Annotated in this window: 13 protein-coding genes and 1 tRNA gene; 9 read left to right on the forward strand and 5 right to left on the reverse strand. The window is 71.8% G+C overall.

The annotated features are described in order from the left end of the window. The first annotated feature begins 29 nt into the window (after positions 1–29). From AACG61_RS01420 to AACG61_RS01440, 5 genes are read left to right on the forward strand one after another with little or no spacing between them, the layout of a single operon-like run. Positions 30–506: a TRAP transporter small permease gene (locus AACG61_RS01420; RefSeq protein WP_411838249.1), complete on the forward strand. Its 477-nt coding sequence runs from the start codon at positions 30–32 to the stop codon at positions 504–506. Beyond that, complete coding sequence (locus tag AACG61_RS01425; protein ID WP_411838250.1) at positions 503–1,780, forward strand: TRAP transporter large permease; 1,278 nt, start codon at positions 503–505, stop codon at positions 1,778–1,780. Before AACG61_RS01420 ends, AACG61_RS01425 begins: the two co-directional genes overlap by 4 nt. Then, on the forward strand, positions 1,777–2,787 hold the full coding sequence (locus tag AACG61_RS01430; RefSeq protein WP_411838251.1) for a Gfo/Idh/MocA family protein: 1,011 nt from the start codon (positions 1,777–1,779) through the stop codon (positions 2,785–2,787). The genes AACG61_RS01425 and AACG61_RS01430 overlap by 4 nt, the downstream gene beginning before the upstream one ends. Beyond that, the gene (locus AACG61_RS01435; protein WP_411838252.1) at positions 2,784–4,514 is read left to right on the forward strand and encodes a hypothetical protein; all 1,731 of its coding nucleotides are present in this window, start codon (positions 2,784–2,786) and stop codon (positions 4,512–4,514) included. Before AACG61_RS01430 ends, AACG61_RS01435 begins: the two co-directional genes overlap by 4 nt. Beyond that, positions 4,511–5,239 (forward strand): transcriptional regulator NanR, encoded by a 729-nt coding sequence (locus AACG61_RS01440; protein WP_411838253.1) that lies wholly within the window; start codon positions 4,511–4,513, stop codon positions 5,237–5,239. The genes AACG61_RS01435 and AACG61_RS01440 overlap by 4 nt, the downstream gene beginning before the upstream one ends. A 15-nt stretch (positions 5,240–5,254) precedes the next feature. Here the strand turns inward: AACG61_RS01440 and AACG61_RS01445 are convergent, their stop codons facing one another. The 5 genes from AACG61_RS01445 to AACG61_RS01465 all read right to left on the reverse strand — a co-directional run bounded on the left by AACG61_RS01445 (position 5,255) and on the right by AACG61_RS01465 (position 14,194). After that, entirely contained in the window at positions 5,255–9,874 is a 4,620-nt protein-coding gene (locus AACG61_RS01445) for a DUF3320 domain-containing protein (protein WP_411838254.1), read from the reverse strand. Positions 9,875–10,015: 141 nt separating this feature from the next. Then, on the reverse strand, positions 10,016–11,950 hold the full coding sequence (locus AACG61_RS01450; RefSeq protein WP_411838255.1) for a TonB-dependent receptor domain-containing protein: 1,935 nt from the start codon (positions 11,948–11,950) through the stop codon (positions 10,016–10,018). 95 nt (positions 11,951–12,045) lie between these two features. Beyond that, positions 12,046–13,104, reverse strand: a complete 1,059-nt coding sequence (gene nagA / locus AACG61_RS01455) for an N-acetylglucosamine-6-phosphate deacetylase (protein ID WP_411839433.1) — start codon at positions 13,102–13,104, stop codon at positions 12,046–12,048. A gap of 56 nt (positions 13,105–13,160) precedes the next feature. Then, on the reverse strand, positions 13,161–13,997 hold the full coding sequence (locus tag AACG61_RS01460; protein ID WP_411838256.1) for a BadF/BadG/BcrA/BcrD ATPase family protein: 837 nt from the start codon (positions 13,995–13,997) through the stop codon (positions 13,161–13,163). A gap of 112 nt (positions 13,998–14,109) precedes the next feature. Beyond that, positions 14,110–14,194, reverse strand: a tRNA-Leu gene (locus AACG61_RS01465). Between the two features lie 228 nt (positions 14,195–14,422). On the opposite strand from AACG61_RS01465, the gene AACG61_RS01470 reads away from it, so the two are divergent. The 4 genes from AACG61_RS01470 (at position 14,423) to AACG61_RS01485 (ending at position 18,621) form a co-directional block, all read left to right on the forward strand. Then, a complete protein-coding gene (locus tag AACG61_RS01470) occupies positions 14,423–15,406 on the forward strand; it encodes a complex I NDUFA9 subunit family protein (RefSeq protein WP_411838257.1) in 984 nt (327 codons plus the stop codon). Further along, positions 15,406–16,209 (forward strand): undecaprenyl-diphosphate phosphatase, encoded by an 804-nt coding sequence (locus tag AACG61_RS01475; RefSeq protein WP_411838258.1) that lies wholly within the window; start codon positions 15,406–15,408, stop codon positions 16,207–16,209. Before AACG61_RS01470 ends, AACG61_RS01475 begins: the two co-directional genes overlap by 1 nt. A gap of 148 nt (positions 16,210–16,357) precedes the next feature. Next, the gene (locus AACG61_RS01480; RefSeq protein ID WP_411838259.1) at positions 16,358–17,842 is read left to right on the forward strand and encodes an NAD(P)-dependent oxidoreductase; all 1,485 of its coding nucleotides are present in this window, start codon (positions 16,358–16,360) and stop codon (positions 17,840–17,842) included. Between the two features lie 11 nt (positions 17,843–17,853). Beyond that, on the forward strand, positions 17,854–18,621 hold the full coding sequence (locus AACG61_RS01485; protein ID WP_411838260.1) for a hypothetical protein: 768 nt from the start codon (positions 17,854–17,856) through the stop codon (positions 18,619–18,621). Positions 18,622–18,623 lie beyond the last annotated feature (2 nt).

Here is an 18,623-nt window from a genome sequence, read left to right on the forward strand (position 1 = left end):
GGCCCCGTCCCGCGAACGGGGACACCATCATGAGACATGTCGAAGCCTTGGCCGAGGGCGTCGTCCGGCTGACCCACAACCTGGCCGCGCTGCTGCTGGCGGTGGCGACGGGGCTGGTCTTCTTTCAGGTCGTCACGCGGTTCGGCCTGGGCCATGCCGCCGGCTGGTCCGAGATCCTGGCCCGCGGGCTGATCATCTGGTCCACGCTTCTGGCGGCGGCGGCGGGCTTCCGCCTTGGCGCGATGATCCCCATCGACTTCATCCGCGGGCTGCTGCCCGGCCCCGCGCAGATCTGGGTGATCCGGCTGGTCACGCTGCTGACGCTGATCCTGCTGGCGGTGCTGGTCTGGCAGGGCTGGTCCATGACGCTGCGGGTGCAGGCGCAGCGGGTGGCGATGCTGGGCACCTCGATGAGCTGGTTCTATGCGGCGATCCCCCTGGGCGCGCTGATGGCCATTCCGGGCGTGCTGCTGCGCCATGTCGAACAGGAAAGGGAACGCCCTTGAACACCGCTCTTGCCGCAGGCCTGGTGGGCCTCTTTGCGCTGTCCGTGCCGGTGGCGGTGTCCATCGCGCTGGCCTCGATCATCGCGATCCACTTCTTCTCGAACCTGCCGCTGCTGGTCGTGCCCCAGAAGATGTTCACCGGGCTGGACAGCTTTCCGCTGATGGCGGTGCCGTTCTTCATCCTGGCGGGCGCGATCATGACCCAGGGCGGCATCTCGGCCCGGCTGGTCGATCTGGTGAAATCCTTGGTCGGCAACATCCAGGGCGGGCTGGCCAGCAGCTGCGTGCTGACCTGCATGCTGTTCGCGGCCATCTCGGGCTCGTCGGTGGCCACGACCTTCGCGGTCGGCTCGATCCTGATCCCGGCGATGCTGCGCCACGGCTATCCGGTGGGCATGGCGGGCGCGATCCAGGCGTCCTCCGCCGAACTGGGCGTGATCATCCCGCCCTCGGTGCCGATGATCCTCTATGCGGTCTCGACCGAGACCTCGATCACCCGGCTGTTCCTGGCAGGCATGGTGCCGGGGCTGATGATCGCCGCCGCGCTGGTCGTGATGGTCCAGATCTGGTGCCGCGTGAAGGGCCACGGCAAGCGGGACGGCGACGGCCGCCAGGCCATCCTGCCCGCCGCGCGCCGCGCCTTCGGGGCGCTGATGATGCCGATCATCATCGTGGGCGGCATCTATGGCGGCGTCTTCACCCCGACCGAGGCCGCCGCCGTGTCGGTCATCTATGCGCTGATCCTGTCGATCTTCGTCTATCGCGAACTGTCCTGGTCCGACCTGCCGGGCATCTTCCGCGCGGCGGCGGTGTCGTCCGGGGCGGTCATGCTGATCATCTCGGCGGCGGCGCTGTTCAGCTTCCTGATCAGCCTGTCGGGCCTGCCCGGCGCCGTCGGCACCTGGAGCCAGGAGAATTTCGGCAGCGCGCTGACCTTCCTTCTGGGCGTCAACCTGCTTTTGCTGGTCGTGGGCATGTTCATCGAGACCAGCGCCGCGATCCTGGTGCTGGCCCCGATCCTGACGCCGGTGGCGATCAGCTTCGGCATCGACCCGGTGCATTTCGGTATCGTCATCGTGGTGAACCTGGCGCTGGGCATGATCACCCCGCCCCTTGGGGTGAACCTCTTCGCGGCGGCCGCCGTGGCAAAGGTTCCGGTGCAGGCCCTGTTCCGGTCGCTGGTCTGGCCCATCGCCACGGTTCTGGTGATGCTGGCGGCGATCACCTATGTTCCGGCCATCTCCCTGGGGCTGGGCTGGTGGATGATGCCATGATCAAGGTCGGACTGATCGGCTGCGGCTTCTTCGCGGTGAACCAGATGCAGGGCTGGGCCGATGCCGATGGGGCCTGCGTCACCGCGATCTGCGACCGCGACCCGGACCGGCTGGCCGCGATGGGCGTGCGCTTCGGCATCACGCAGCGCTTTGACGACGCGGCGCGGATGATGCGCGAGGCGGATCTGGACGTGGTCGACATCGCCACGACCGTCCCCTCTCATCGCCCGCTGGTGATGGCGGCGGCCGAGGCCGGGCTGCACGCCATCTGCCAGAAGCCCTTTGCCGAGACGCTGGAGGATGCCCGCGCCATGGTCGAGGCGATGGAGCGCGCGGGCCGCGCCCTGATGGTGCACGAGAACTTCCGCTGGCAGTCGCCGATCCGCGCCGTGCTGGCCGCGCTGCGCGAGGGCGCGGTGGGGCGGCCCTTCTTCGGGCGGGTCAGCTTCCGGTCGGGCTATGATGTGTTCTCGGGGCAGCCCTATCTGGCGACCGATCCGCGCTTCATCATCCAGGATCTGGGCATCCACATCCTGGACATCGCCCGCGCCCTCTTCGGAGAGGTGGATCGCCTGTCGGCCAGCACCGCGCGCATCAACCCCGCGATCCGCGGCGAGGACGTGGCGACGATCCTGATGGATCACGCAGGCGGGGTGACCTCGGTCGTGGATTGCTCCTATGCGACGCGGCGGAACGAGACCTTTCCCCAGACCCTGATCGAGATCGACGGCCCCGAGGGCACGCTGCGGCTGGAGGCCGGATACCGGCTGGTCGTCGACCGCGGCGGCGACCGGCAGGTCCGCGACGTCTCGCCCCCGCTGCTGCCCTGGGCCGATCGGCCCTGGCACAACATCCAGGAAAGCGTCGCGCTGATCCAGCAGGACTTCGTCGCCTGCCTGCGCGAGGGCCGGGGCCCCGAGACCTCGGGGCGCGACAACCTGGCCACGCTGGCCTTGGTCGAGGCCGCCTATGCCTCGGCCCGCGACGGCAGCCGGGTCCGGCCGTGACGCGCACGCTCTCCTGCGGGCCCGCGCGGCTGGTGCTGGAGGGTGACCGCCTGCGCCACCTGCATCTGGACGGGGTCGAGGCGATCCGCGGCCTGTCCTTCCTGGTCCGCGACCGCGATTGGGGCACCGTCCCGCCCAACATCTGCGATCTGCGCCTGTCCGACGGGCCGGACGGGTCGCGCATCGCCTGGACGGCGCGGTACGACATGGGCACGGGGGCGGTCCACGCCGCGCTGACGGTCGATCTGACGCCCGACGGGCTGACCGCGCGGGCGGTGATCGGGGCGCGGGGGCAGGTCTGGACGAACCGCACCGGCTTCACGCTGCTGCATCCGATCACCGGGGTCGCGGGGGCGCCGGTCACGGTCGATCACGCGGACGGCCCGCCGGAGCAGGCGCGCTTTCCCACGCTGATCGCGCCGTGGCAGCCCTTCATGGACATCACCGGCCTGACCCATCAGGCGGGCGGCTGGCGCGTCGCCTGGCGCTTCGACGGCGACATCTTCGAGATGGAGGATCAGCGCCAATGGGGTGACGCCTCCTTCAAGACCTACAACCGCCCCCTGGCGCGGCCCTGGCCCTATCGCCTGGAGGGCGAGACCACCCAGACCGTCACCATCCGCTGGACCCCGGCCGCGCCCACGGCCCCGGTCCCCGGCCCCGAGGACCGCGTGGCCGACCCACGCTTTCCACAGACGGCCCTGGCCCTGACCGGGGCGGATGCGGCGCATCTGGCCCGCGCGCCGCAAGACCTGGCCGCGATCGGGGCGCAGCGCCTGCTGTGCCATCTGGACGCCGCGGGCGATGTCGCGCGCGACTTGGGCGGTTTCGCCGCGCTGCAGGCGGCGCTGCCCGGCCCGGCCTATGATCTGGAGCTGCTGGCGCTCTGCGACCCCCAGGCCGACCCGCAGGAGGAATTCGCCCGCCATGCCGCGGCGCTGGCGGCATCGGGGCTGGCCGCGGCCACGGTGCTGGTCCATGCCCGGCCCGACCGGCAATCGACGCCGCCGGGCTCGGACTGGCCGCCCTGCGCGCCCCTGGCGCAGGTCCATGCCGCCGCGCGCGCGGCCTTCGCGGGGCATCCGGTGGGCGGGGGCGTGGCCAGCTTCTTTCCCGAACTGAACCGCAAGCCGCCGCCGCCGGGGCTGGCGGTCGTGACGCATGGGCTCTGCCCCATCGTGCACGCCGCCGACGACCTGTCGGTGATCGAGGCGCTGGAGGCGGTGCCGCATATCCTGGCCTCGGGGCGGGCCTTGGCGGGGGATGCGGACTACTGGCTGGGACCGTCGACCATCGCCATGCGCCACAACCCCTATGGCAGCCGCACCATCCCCAATCCGGGGCGCGGGCGCGTCTGCATGACCGATGACGATCCGCGCCAGGAGACCGGCTTCGCGGCGGCCTGGGCCTGCGGGTTGGCCGCGGCCATCGCGCCTGCGGGCCTGTCGGTCTGGACCCCGGCCGAGGTGCTTGGCCCGCGCGGCCTCTTCGCGCCCGATGGCCGTCCGCGCCCGGTCGCGGGGGTCGTGGCCGCGCTGGCGGCGCTGGCCGGAGCGCCGGTCCATGATGCGCAAGGGGGCGATCTGGTGCGGCTGCATCTGGGCGGGCGCGTCCTGCGCGCCAACCTGACGCCCGATGCGCGGGCGGGATTGGCGCCCTGGGGCTGGGATCAGGACGACGCGCCGGATTTGCAGGCGGGCGCGGGCCGTCCTACATCATGGGCATGATGCAACCGACCGACCCTTCCGACCGAATCGTCCGGCGCAAGCTGTCCGACCAGGTGTTCGACCGCCTGCGCGACATGATCGCCAGCGGAGAACTGCCGCCCGGCGCGCCGCTGCCCTCGGAACGCGACCTGATGGAGCGGTTCGGCACCGGCCGCCCCGCCGTGCGCGAGGCGCTGCAGCACCTGCACACCATGGGCCTGATCACCATCAGTCACGGCGAACGCAGCCGCGTGAACGCGCTGAGCGCGGACAGCGTCCTCAGCCGCGTGGACGACGTGGCGCGGATGCTGCTGTCGTCGGAACCCGACCAGCTGGACCACCTGAAGCAGGCGCGGCGGATGTTCGAATGCGGGCTGGTGCGCATGGCCGCCCAGACCGCGACCGAAGACGACGTGGCCGACCTGCGCGCCCTGATCGCGGCGCAGCGCGACTGTCTGGGCGATGCGCCGCGCTTCGTCACCCAGGACATGGCGTTCCATGCGCGCATCGCGGCGATCTCGGGGAACCCGATCCTGGTCGCGACCAGCCAGTCGATGCTGCGCTGGCTGTTCCAGTATCACGGCGTGCTGCTGCACTGGTCGGGCAACGAACAGATCACCCTGCGGGAGCACGCGGCCATCACCGACCTGATCGCCGCCCGCGACGCGGAGGGCGCCGTGGCCGCGATGCAGGCGCATCTGGACCGATCGGTGGACCTCTACGCCCACGGGAACGCGCAGGGCTAGGTCCCGCGGCGGCGATCAGCCGGGTTCCAGCACCGCCGCCGTCAGGACCTCGGCCAGGTCGGGGCCGACGCGCTGAAAGCCCAGCAGCCGGGCGATGGCGCGGGTCATCTCCTCGGGGGGGACGGCGCCGCTTTCGGTGCGGATGCGCCGCGCGGCGGCCAGGATCTCTGCCGGAGGCAGGCAGGCGGCCTTCAGCAGGCTGCCCGTCTCCTGGCTGCGGTCGCGCAGCGGCGGGTCGGCGGCCTGTTCCCCGGTCATCAGGAAGGTGCCCTGCCGGACGATCCCGCCCCGGCCGACCGCCATATCCGCCGCGCGCGCCACGGCCTCCGCGATGCGGCTGCCGGTGCGGGTCTTGCCATGGGCGGCGGCGATGCGGCGGGCGACCTCGTCCAGATGGACCGGTCCCTCGACGGCCACGACGGCGGAGACCAGATCGGCCAGCTGCGCCACGGGCCGCTCATGCGGCTCGGGCCCGTCCTGCGGGGGCAGGTCGGCGCGCCGATAAGGGTCCGCCCGCAGCGACAGATGCGTCAGATCCGGGGCCTCCTCCTGCGGTGCCGGGGGCAGGTCGGGTTCGGGGGGCGCGCCATTCGCGCCGCGCGGGCGGATGCCGCCCTGCGCCGCGTCGCGGGCGGCATCCAGTGCGCGTGACAGGCGCGCGATCTCCGCCTCGCGGCGGTGGAACCAGTCGGTGCTCCAGATGCGGTGGAACCGCCAGCCCAGGGTCTCCAGGATGTCCTGGCGCAGCCGGTCGCGCTCGCGCGCCCAGAGTGCCGCGTGATAGCTGGCCCCGTCGCATTCGACCGCGGCCAGATACTGCCCCGGACGGTCGGGATGGCGCACGCCCAGGTCGATGCGGAAACCCCCGCTGCCGACCTGCGGATCGGCCAGATAGCCCAGATCGCGGATGACGCGGGCCACGTCCTCCTCGAACGGGCTGTCGGGGGCGAGGCCGGTGGGGGCGGGCGCGTCGATCACGCCGGACTTGGCGAAATCCAGGAACCGCTTCAGCACCCGCGGCCCCTCGCGCGTGCTGCGCGCGGGGTCGATGTCGGCCGGATCGAACGAGGCGAAGACCTCGCAGCGGATCCGCGCGCGCGAGAACAGCACGTTCAGCCGCCGTTCTCCGCCCTCGCCGTTGACGGGGCCGAACTGCATCCGCTCCAGCCGCCCGCCGGGTTGCGACGGGCCATAGCCGACCGAGATCAGGATCACGTCCCGCTCGTCGCCCTGCACGTTCTCGATGTTCTTGACGAAGACATCCTCGGCCCGGCCCTCGCGCAACAGCGCGTCCAGCGCGGGGTCGCGGCGGCGGGCGGCATCGGCGATCTCGGTCAGCATGTCGGCCTGCGCCTTGGAGAAGGCCACCACGCCCAGGGACAGGTCCGGCCAGCGGCGCGCATGTTCGGCCATGGCGGCGACCACGGCCTCGGCCTCGATGCGGTTGGTGCCGACGCGGCCCTGCCCGCTGCCGCGCGCGGCATAGGCCCCCGCGACGGGGCGGAACTTCAGCCCGTAATCGGGGTCCAGCTGCAGGGGCGAGGGCGGCAGCACCAGCCGGTCGCCATAGAATTCGGCATTCGACACCCGGATCAGCGACGGATCGCGCGACCGGTAATGCCATTCCAGCATCCGCGAGCGCATGCCCCGCGCCTCGCACAGCGACAGGATGCTCTCCATGTCGGCGACATTGGCGCCCTGCGGGGCCTCCTCGGCCTCGTCCTGATCCTCTGCGTCATCGACCAGCCGGTCGAAGAACGAGGTCGGCGGCAGCTGCTTCTGATCGCCCACCACCACGATCTGGCGCGCGCGGGCGATCACGCCCAAGGCGTCCTCGGGGCGGATCTGCGAGGCCTCGTCGATGACCAGCAGATCGAACGTCACGCTGCCCGGCGGCAGGAACTGCGCGACCGAGATCGGGCTCATCAGCATCACCGGCTTGATCCGCTGGACCATCGGCCCGGCATTGCGCATCAGCCAGCGCATGGGGCGGTGCGCGCGTCGCCGCGCGATCTCGCCGCGGATCAGGCCCATCTCTCCCTGGGTGCCGCGGGGCAGCTGGTCGAAATGGCGCGACAGGATCAGCGTCTTGGTGGTCTCGATCCGCTCGGTCTCCAGCTGGCGGAACAGGCCGACCAGGTCGTGCCGGTCCAGATGCGGCAGCGCGTTCAGGGCGGGGCGGGCGCGGCGGGCGGCGTTCCAGCGCGCCTCGGCGCAGGCATAGGCGAATTCGCGGGCGGCATCGGCCGGCTCCAGCGTGCCGGCCGCCAGCGCGTCCACGACCGCCCCCGCGCCCAGATCGCGCGCGACCTGCGCCGCACGGGCCAGATCGGCCCATTCGGCATAGCGCGCCAGCGCCGCCGCCATGCGCGCCAGTCGCGCCTGGACGGCGGCCAGATCCTCGGGATCGGCCCGCTCCTCCAGCTCCAGGCGCGTTCGGATGGGGGCCAGCGCCGCCCGCGCGGCGGCCAGCGCGTCCTCCAACGCCGCGGCGCGGGGGGCAGGGTCCGGGACCGTGGCCAGCGCCGCCGCGACCGCCGCGCCGTCGGGCAGGGCGCCCGTCGCCTGCAACCCGCCCAGCCATCGGGCCACATCGGCCATGGCCGCGAAATCGGTGGCCTCATGGCGGAAGGCCGGACCCAGGGTCGTGGCCAGCCAGGCCTCGTCGCGGGCCAGCCGCTGGCGGGCGTGGCGCAGCGCGATCAGCCGGTCGGCCAGCGCCACCCGGCCCGCCGCATCGCCGGGCAGGGCGCCCGCAAGCAGGCTGGCCAGTCGCGCCGAGGCCGTGCGATAGGGGCCGAACAGCCGCCCCAGGAACCCGCCCAAGCCCGCCGCCAGATCCTCGCGCAGGGGCGCGGGGTCGGTCTCGAAGGCCGCGGGCCGGAACAGGGCCTGCGCCTCGGCCTGCGCGCGCGACCAGTCCGCGCCCGCAGCCAGCGCCTCGGTCAGGCGCGGATCGCGGGCGGGCTCGAACAGCGGCGCCGCCCAATCGGCGGCCCGCGGCGGCGCCGCGGCCAGATGGCGCAGCAGCGCGGCCTGCGCCTGCGCCTGATCCAGCGTCGTCGCGGCCGCGCCCACGGCCGGGTGCAGCCGGTCGCGCAGCGCCGCCAGCGCCGCCTGCGCCGCGCGCAGGTCGTCCTCCAGCCGCGCCAGATCGGTCGGCTGCAGGTCCAGCGCGCGGCTGCCCGCGAAGGGATGGTCCTCGGGCGGGCCGGTGCGGTCGCGCGCCGCGACCAGACGCTCCACGGCCTCGGCCGCGCGGGCGCGGTCGGCGGCGCCCAGGGCCTCCAGCCCGTCCAGCGCGATCGCGGGCGGTCGGGCGCCCTGGCCGATCAGTCCGATGATGGTGGAGAGCGCGGCGAAGGGCGCCTCCCCGGACGGGGGCAGCGGGTCGTGCAGCATCGCCGTGACCGCGTTCAGCCGGTCGCGCGTCTCGCGCAGGCGCGCGGGATCGGCCGCGGCGGGCAGCGGCTGCGCGCCCGCCATCAGCGTGCGGCCCAGCTCCTGCGCCAGGGCCTTCTTGTTGGCGCTGCGCGAATGCAGCTCCAGGCAGATGTCGCGCAGGCCCGCGCGGGCCAGGCGGTCGTGGACGACCTTCAGCGCGGCCATCTTCTCGGCCACGAACAGCACCGTCCTGCCGTCATGGGCGGCGGCGGCGATGATGTTGGTGATGGTCTGCGACTTGCCGGTGCCGGGCGGGCCCTGCACGACCAGGCTGGCCCCGGCGCGCACCTCCTCGATGACGCGGGTCTGCGAGGCGTCGGCGTCGATCACCTGGATGATCTGCGCGGGGTCCAGCCGGTCGTCCAGCCGGTCGCGGTCGCCGAACAGCGGCGCGTCGGCCGCGAATCCCTGCGACAGCAGCCCCTCCAGCAGCGGATGCCCCTCGAAGGCGCCCTCCGGCCAGCTGGCCGGGTCCAGGTCGCGGTGCATCAAGAGCTTGGCGAAGGAGAAGAAGCCCAGCTGCATCCCGTCGCGATCCACCTGCCAGTCGGCCTGGCCCGACACGGCCTCGGCCACGCGGGCCAGATAGTCGCCGGGGGTCCAGTGCTCGTCCTCGTCAATCTCGGGCAGGGCGATGCCGAAATCCTGGCGCAGGCGTTCCTGCAGGGGCAGGTTGGCGGCGATGTCGTCCTCGCGCGCCATCAGCTCGAAGGTCGAGCTGCGGTCGTTGCGGACCAGCTGCACCGGCAGCAGGATCAGCGGCGCCTCGCGCAGGACCTGCGATCCGGGGGCCTCGCGCCAGCGCAGGAACCCCATCGCCAGATAGAGGACGTTCAGCCCCTGCTCCTCCTCGGCGGTGCGCGCGTCATGGGCCAGGCGCAGCAGCCGCCGCGCCAGCGCCTCGGGGCCGAGCGGCGTCTCCAGCTGGCTGTCGGAGGGGCCGTGCGCGCCGGGCGCGGCCAGCAGCAGCACGCCCTCCGTGCTTGGGCGGTCGGTGCCCATGGCGCGGAACCGCATCCGCTTGCCCTGCAGGCGCAGCAGGCGCCAAACCTCGTCGCTCTGTTCGTGGATGATGTTCAGCGCATTCGCGCGCCGCGCGTCGCGGTCGACATGGATCAGCCGGTTGCGGGTTCCCGTCTCCAGCAGCTTGCGGCGGGCGGCGTCCAGAATGCGGGTCAGGGCGTGGGTCATCGTGGGGTCTTCGTCGTTGCAGCGGACCGCCATGGGGGCGGAACAGGAACGTAGCCGCAACTTTCCGGAATGACGAGAGATTCCCACCGTGTTTTCGCAGTCGGATGGCGCGGGACCGCGCCATCCGGCCCCGTCCGGGGGTCAGAAGCGCAGATCGGCGGTCAGCGCGATGCTGCGACCCGGCTCCAGCTGCTGCACGACCGAGGTGAAATCCGCCCCGTAGGTCGCGCGGTCGGCATAGGCGCGGTCGAACAGGTTGTTGACCTCGGCGCGCAGGGTCACGTTGCGCAGGCCGGCCGGTTCGTATTCGGCAAAGACGTCGACCACGGTATAGCCGGGCCAGTCGCTGTCCACATCCGCGCCGCGGCCGTCCTCCTCGATCGCGTGCTGCACGATGCCGCCAAGCGACAGCCCGGCCATGACCTCGTGCCGCGCCTCCAGCGTCAGCATGCCGCCCGGCACCGTGCCCAGCTCGCGCAGATCGAAGCTGGAGGCCGGCGCGCCGTCCAGCGTCACGTCCGTGTCGCTGTAGCGCAGCGCCGCAAAGCCGCCCTGCCAGTCCTGGCGCGCCGACAGGCGGAAGCCCTCGCTCTCCAGGTCGCGCGACACGAGGCCCTTGCGGATGTCGTCGATGCGCGTCCGGAACAGTTCGGCCCCGAGGGTCGTGCCGCCGCGCCGCCATTCGGCGCCCAGGACCGCATTATGGGCCCGCGTGGGGTTCAGCGCGTCATAGGCCCTCTCCAGCAGGAACGGGCTGTCCAGCTCGTAGACCGAGGCCAGCTGCGTGCCGCCGAAGACCGAGGACAGGCCGCCGTTGAAGGTCAGCTCGGGGGTCGCGGCCCAGCTGACATCGACATTGGCGCTGGTGCCCTCGGTGTCGATCTCCTGCCCGCCCGCGCCGGTGAAGCGGCTGAAGTCGTGGCGCAGGCCGCCACTGACATCCAGATCGCCCACCGCGCCGCGCGCCTGCGCAAAGACGCCGGTGGTCGTGCGATCCTCGCGGAAGGCGGCCGCGATGCCCCGGAACTGCCCCTCGTAGCGCGCGGCGGTGCGATAGTTGTCGACGCCCGCCGTGACCTCGAAGCCCGCGACCTGCATGCGGTTCTGCACCACGACGCTGACCGTGTCGGCATCGCCGTTGTTGAAGTCGGGCTGGACGGTGCCTGGGGTCGGCAGGTCGGTCGTGTCCAGCTCGCTGCGGCTGCGGGCGATGCGGATCTCGGGGTCCAGCAGGCCGTCGGCCACCGTGCGGCGGATGGTCAGGGTCTGGGTCGACTGATCCAGCGCGTAGCGGCGCGATTCGGGCACCGGACGCCCGCCGATCGTGCCTCCGAAATTCGCGCGATAGGGGCGCAGCGCGTCGTCCTGGAATCGGATCGCGCCCAGCTCCGCCCGCCAGTCGCCGAAGGTCGCGCCCAGCTTCAGCGCCTGGCTGGTCAGGTCGGCGCCGGTGAAGGGCACGGTGCGGCCGTTGCCGTCCTCATAGGCGTCGCCGGTCGCGCGCTTGGCATAGATCATCGCATCGACCGGACCGCGCCGCCCGAACAGCGTGACCGCCGCCGTGCCGGTGCCGCCGTTGTCGCCATAGCCCAGGGTCACGCGGCCGCCCATGTCGCGGCCGTCCTCCAGGAGGTCCAGCGCGGATTTGGTCTCATAGGCGATGCTGCCGCCCAGGGCCGCGAAACCCGCATCGGCGGGCGCCACGCCCGGATCGACGCGGGCGGCCTTCAGCAGGGCCGGATCGATCATGTTGGTGCCGGTGTGGTGGAACATGCGGTTGTTCTGCGCCGCGCCGTCCACGGTCACGGACAGCTGCTGTTCGTCGATGCCGTTGACGAAGACCCGTTCCGCGATGGCGATGCCGCTGCTGACGCTGACACTGGGTTCGGCGCGGAAGACATCCTCCAAGCTGCCGGTGCGGGCATCCTCGATCTGCTCGGGGCTGGGGGCGATCTGGCCGGGGCGGTCGGCGGTGGCGGTCAGGGTGATCTCGTCCAGCAGGATGGGCTGGGCGGCGGCGGACAGGGGAAGAAGGGCGGTGCCCATCAGCAGGGCGGCCAGGGAGGGGCGCGACATCGGAAAGCTCCATCAGGAAGGGGATGGGCTGGCGATGGCCGAGGGAAGGGCGCGTGGCTGGCTGCGCCCCTCCTTAGCGACCCGTCACGGGTTTGTTAAGACCCCGATTGACCGGCACCGCCGACGGCGTCCGCCAGATGCAGGTCCGCGTCCAGCCGGATCAGCCGCGCCGGGGCGCCGGGCCGGATATGCCCCAGGGGCGCACCGATCAGCGCGGCCGGGACCGATGTCGCCATGGCCAGCGCGCGGACCAGGGGCGCGCCCGCCGCGACCGCGGTGCGGATCGCGCGGTCCAGCCGCAGGTCGGCCCCCGCCAGCGTCCCGTCGGCCAGCGTCAGCCGCCCGTCCCGCCGCAGGACCCGCCGCCCCTGCAGCATCATCGCGTCCTGCGCGGTCCCGGCGACGGCCATGCAGTCGCTGACGAGGAACAGCCCCTCGGGACGCGCCCGCAGCGCGATGCGCAGCGCCGCCGGATCGACATGGATGCCGTCCGCGATCAGCCCCGCCGCCGCATCCCCGGCCAAGGCTGCGCCGACCAGGCCGGGCTGACGGTGGCCCAGGGGGCTCATGGCGTTATAGAGATGCGTGACCGCCCGCGCCCCTGCCGCGAAGCAGGCCTGCGCCATGGCCAGAGTCGCATCGCTGTGGCCCAGGCTGACGGTGATGCCCGCCTCCGCCATGGCGGCGATCTGGTTGGGGCGGACCGCCTCGGGCGCCACGGTGACCATCAGCGCCGGAAGCGCCGCGCGCGCTGCGACCAGCTGCGCCAGATCGCGGTCGTCCATGGGTCGGATCAGCGCCGGATCATGGGCGCCCGCGCGCGACGGGGCCAGATGCGGCCCCTCCAGATGCAGGCCCAGAAAGCCGGGAACGCCGTCCCGCGCGGCGGCGATGCCCGCTTGCAGGACGCGGGCGGTGACCTCGGGGCGGTCGGTGATCAGCGTGGGCAGGATGCCCGCGCAGCCCAGACCGGCATGCGCGGCGCAGATCCGCGCCAGCGCCGCCGCATCCGTCTGCGCGCCCACCATCAGCCCCGCGCCGCCGTTCACCTGAAGATCGACGAAGCCCGGCATCAGGATGCCCGGATCGGGGTGGGGTCCCGCAGGACGGGGAATCAGGTCCAGGATGCGCCCGTCCTGGACCACGACGGCCATGTCGTCATGCAGTGCCGTGCCGTCGAAGACCTGCGCCGCGGTCAGGACGTGGCGGCTCACGGCGCCAGCTCTCGGGCCATGGCCAGCGCGCCGTCGACCGCGCTGCCCTGGGCGGGGCGGATCGTCCAACGCGGCGCCAGGGCCTGCGCATAGGTGGCGCCCAGGCCGCCGATGCAGGTCACCGGCAGCGCCGCCCCCTGCTGCAGGACGGCGATGGCCGCGTCGATCTGGGCCGTGGCGGCCTGCATGATGGCGCGGGCGGCGGGGTCGTCCGATCCGACCAGGCGCGGGGCCAGCGCGGCGAACTGCGCGGGCGTGGCGGCGGTGCCGAAGGCGATGATCCCCTCGATGCCGCCGAATTCCGTGCGCAGCGCGGCCAGCAGCGGGCTGTCGGCCTCCAGCCCGTCCGCCGCGCGCATCGCCCGCGCCAGAAGCGTGCGGCCCAGGACCGCGCCGCTGCCCTCGTCGCCCATCAGGAAGCCGCGCCCGCCAATCTGGTGCAGCGCGCCCCCGCGTTGTCGGGCCAGGACCGACCCGGTCCCCACCGCCAGCAGGATGCCGTCCGCATCGCCAAGGGCACCCCGCGCCGCGGTGACCGCGTCATTGACGACCCGCGCGCGGGCGAAGGGCAGGCGCGCCTCGGTCGCGCGGGCGGCGTCGGTCATGCCGCCCCCGGCCACGCCCAGCACCGCCACCAGATCGCCGGGCCGCGCGCCCGCGCCCACCATCGCCGCCGTCGCCGCCGCGAGGATGCTGGCCATCGCGCCATGGGGGTCGGAATTGATGTTGGCCGGTCCGCCCTGGCCTTCGCCCAGGATGCGCCCCCCGGCATCCGCGATCGCCGCCCGGCAGCCCGTGCCACCCCCGTCAAGTCCCAGATACAGCGTCATCATGGCTCCTTTCCGGGGCAGGGAACGCGAATGGCGCGGAAATGAAAACCCCCCGCGGGCGCGGATGGCGCATAAGCAAAGCCCCCGGAAACACTGGGTTTCCGGGGGCTTTGTTTGGTGCCCAGAAGAGGACTCGAACCTCCACGCCTTGCGGCACACGGACCTGAACCGTGCGCGTCTACCAATTCCGCCATCTGGGCCAACTGGTGTGAGGGGGTGATTAAAGACAGTGCGGGGGGGCGTCAATGGGGGTCGTGCAAGTTTTTCGACAGTTTTTTCGCCGGGACCCGCGGCGGGCGCGCAAACGCGGCGAAAACCCTGCCGCGGCGCGGCGAATGGCGGGGCGCGACAGTGCGCAGCCTTGCCCGGACCGCGCCGCTTGGGTAAGGATCGCGCGACATCGGCACAGGATATGGAGGCGAAGGCCCATGGCGAAACTGGTCACGATCTTCGGCGGATCGGGCTTTGTCGGCCGGCAGGTGGCCCGGCTGATGGCCAAGGAGGGCTGGCGCGTCCGCGTGGCCGTCCGCCGCCCCGACGAGGCGCTGTTCACCCGCACCTATGGCGCGGTGGGGCAGGTCGTGCCCGTCCTGTGCAACATCCGCGACGAGGCCTCGGTCCGCGCCGCCCTGTCGGGCGCCGATGCGGCCGTCAACTGCGTCAACATCCTGAGCGCCGAGGGCAAGAGCACCTTCAAGACCGTGTTCGAGACCGGCGCCGAGAACATCGCCCGCCTGTCGGCGGAGATGGGCGTGGCGCGCCTGGTGCATCTGTCGGGCCTGGGCATCGACGTCGATTCGGACAGCAAGTACATCGCGTCGAAGTCGCGCGGCGAGGCGGCGGTGCTGTCGCATCGCCCCGATGCGGTGGTGCTGCGCCCGTCGGTGATCTTCGGGGCGGACGACAACCTGACGAACCGCTTCGCGGGCATGTCGCGGATGGGTCTGGTCATGCCGATCGTCGGCGGCCCCACCCGCATGCAACCCGTGCATGTCGAGGACGTGGCCCGCGCCGCCGTCCTGGGCGCGACCGGCGCGGCGCAGCCCGGCATCTATGAGCTGGGCGGCCCCGAGGTGCTGACCACGCGCGAGATCGTCGATCAGGTCCTGGCGGCCGCCAGCCGCCGCCGCCTGGTGGTGAACCTGCCCTTCGGCATCGCGGGGCTGGCCTCCACCGCGATGGGGGTGGTGCAGATGCTGAGCGGCGGGCTGGTCTCCAACCCGCTGAGCAAGGATCAGCTGGCGCTGCTGCGGCGCGATAATGTCGTGTCGGAGGGCGCGCGCGGATTCGCCGATCTGGGCATCGCGCCCACGGCCATGGCCGCCGTGCTGGACGACTATCTGTGGCGCTTCCGCCCCTCGGGGCAGTATGACGCGATCAAGCGCTCGGCCAAGAACCTGCGCAACTCCTGATGGACCAGAACACGATCGTCGCCGCGGCCCTCGGGGTTCTCGAGGGCCTGACCGAATTCATTCCCGTGTCATCGACGGGGCACCTGCTGCTGGCGGGGCATTTCCTGGGCTTCGATTCGCCCGGCCGCTCGTTCGAGGTGCTGATCCAGCTGGGCGCGCTCCTGGCGATCCTGGGCCTCTATGCGGGCCGCATCCTGCAGATCCTGCGCGACGCGCCCCGCGATCCGGGCGCGCGGCGCTTCATCGGCGCGGTGCTGCTGGCCTTCGCGCCGGCGGTGGTGATCGGGGTTCTGGCGCATGGCTTCATCAAGGCCGTGCTGTTCGAGACGCCGATGCTGATCGCGGTCATGCTGATCCTGGGCGGCTTCGTGCTGCTCTGGGTCGACCGCCGGACCGTCGCGCCGCGCTTTCACCGGGTGGAGGAGTTCCCGCTGTCGATGGCGCTGCGGATCGGCCTGTTCCAGTGCATCGCGATGATTCCCGGCGTATCGCGGTCGGGGGCGACCATCGTCGGCGCGCTGCTGATGGGCGCGGACAAGCGCTCGGCGGCCGAATTCTCGTTCTTTCTGGCGATGCCCACCATGCTGGGCGCCTTCACCTATGACCTGTGGCAGAACCGCGACGTGCTGGACGCGGCGGCGCTGAACAGCATCGTGGTCGGCTTCGTCACCGCCTTCGTGGCGGCGGTCTTCGTGGTGCGCTGGCTGCTGGGCTATGTCTCGCGCCGCGGATACGCCCTGTTCGCATGGTGGCGGATCATCGTGGGAAGCGTTGCATTGCTGGCACTTGCAGCCGGTATGTAAGCATTGCTGACCTAATTACAGCCGTCCTTTGGTGAAATTTTCGCCCGAGGACGGAAAATCTGCGATTTAGGTCAGCATGGCTGACTTTTCATAGCGGAAGCCTTGGTTTATTGGAGTCGCGGAAGTCCTTTCTGGGAGATGCGCAGCCATGGCCACGCAAAAGATGCTCAAGTTCGTCTCGACTCCGCGCGAGATGCCCGAGAAACGCGCGGCCGCCGAGCGGAGCGAGGATTTCCACGAGATCTATCGCGAATTCGCCGCCGCCAAGGCGGCCGAGCAGGCCGGGCGCTGCAGCCAGTGCGGCGTGCCCTACTGCCAGTCGCATTGCCCGCTGCACAACAACATCCCCGACTGGCTGCGCCTGACCGCCGAGGGGCGTCTGGAGGAGGCCTATCGCGTCAGCCAGGCCACCAACACCTTCCCCGAGATCTGCGGCCGCATCTGCCCGCAGGACCGCCTCTGCGAAGGCAATTGCGTGATCGAGCAGTCGGGCCACGGCACCGTCACCATCGGCGCGGTCGAGAAGTACATCACCGACACCGCCTGGGAGAACGGCTGGGTCGAGGCCCCCGCCCCCGCGCAGGAGCGGGCCGAATCGGTCGGCATCATCGGGGCCGGGCCGGGCGGCCTAGCCGCGGCGGACATGCTGCGCCGGCAGGGCTTCCAGGTCACCGTCTACGACCGCCACGACCGCGCGGGCGGGCTGCTGACCTATGGCATCCCCGGCTTCAAGCTGGAGAAGGACGTGGTCCTGCGCCGCAACCAGTTGCTGGCCGATGGGGGCGTCGAGTTCGTCCTGAACTGCAACGTCGGCGAGGACATCAGCTTCGACGCGATCCGCGGCAAGCATGATGCGGTGCTGATCGCCACGGGCGTCTACAAGACCCGCGATCTGGACATCGACAATGCCGATCACGGCGGCGTGGTGCGCGCGCTGGATTACCTGACCGCCTCGAACAAGGTCGAGTTCGGCGATGACGTCCCCGATTTCGAGGACGGAGAGCTGAACGCCCGCGGCAAGCGCGTCGTGGTCATCGGCGGCGGCGACACGGCGATGGACTGCGTCCGCACGGCCATCCGCCAGGGCGCGCAGTCGGTCAAATGCCTCTATCGCCGCGACCGGGCCAACATGCCGGGAAGCCAGCGCGAGGTGCAGAACGCCGAGGAGGAGGGCGTCGAGTTCGTCTGGCTGTCCGCGCCCGGCGCCTTCGCGGGCCACGTGACCGGCGTCGCCGCCGAGGCGCAGGAGCGCGACGTGGACGGCCTGCCGCAGATCGCCTCGGTGCGCATCCAGAAGATGCGGCTGGGCCAGCCCGACGTGTCGGGCCGCCAGTCCCCCGAGCTGATCGAGGGCGCCGATTATGACGAACCCGCCGATCTGGTCATCAAGGCGCTGGGCTTCGAGCCCGAGGAGCTGCCCCGGCTGTGGGGCGTCGATGGCCTTGAGGTCACCCGCTGGGGCACCATCAAGGCCAGCTTCCAGACGCACCAGACCTCGATCCCCGGCGTCTTCGCGGTGGGCGACATCGTGCGCGGCGCGAGCCTGGTCGTCTGGGCGATCCGCGACGGGCGCGAGGCCGCCGACTCCATCGCGACCTTCCTGACGGGCGATGCCCGCGTGGCCGCCGAATAGGGGGCGGGCCGATGGCGCATCACCCGGCCTCCGCGCAGGCCGCCACCCCTCCGCGCGGCGGTGCGGGGTTCATGCCGGGGCTGCTGACGCTTCTGGTCCTGGCCGGCGGACTGCTGGCCGCGGGGCAGGCGGGGGCGGCCAGCTTCACCCCGCCCGCGGGCTGCACGCTGAACGTCACCGTGCAGAACCGCAGCTGCACCGTCAGCCAGTACTATACCTGCAGCGCCGACCCGGAGGGTCATCAGCGCAGCGCGCATTTCGGGCGTGACGGGCTTTACCACCTGTCCACCATCGACGCCGAGACGCGCTGGGTCGAGAGCCAGAGCATGGGCTCGGGCCTGGTCGAGCGGCTGGTCGAGGAGGCCGACGATCACGCCAGCTTCAGCGGCTTGCTGCAGGGCGGGCGCGACGATTTCGACTTCTGGACCGAGACCAGCGACGGGCAGCGCCTGCACCATCAGGGCCACGACATCCTGACCGGAGAGACGGTCGAGATCGACGGCCAGACCCTGGAGCGGACCGAGTTCCAGCTGACCACCCGCAGCGAGGCGGGCGAGGTGCTGATCACCCGCGAGGGGCAGCAGTTCATCAGCCGCGATCTCGGGCGCTTCTTCGGCGGGGTCGAGACCGGCAGCGACTGGACCGGCGCCGAGACGCAGAGCAATGACAGCCCCGTGCTGTTCACCTTTCCCGGCGAGGCCGGGTTCGGTTCCACCACCCCACAATTCGACTGCGATCAGTTGCTGACGCAGATCCCGCAGGAAAGGGCCGCATCATGACC

The organism is Paracoccus sp. ME4 (genome assembly GCF_046736325.1).
Lineage (GTDB): Bacteria > Pseudomonadota > Alphaproteobacteria > Rhodobacterales > Rhodobacteraceae > Paracoccus.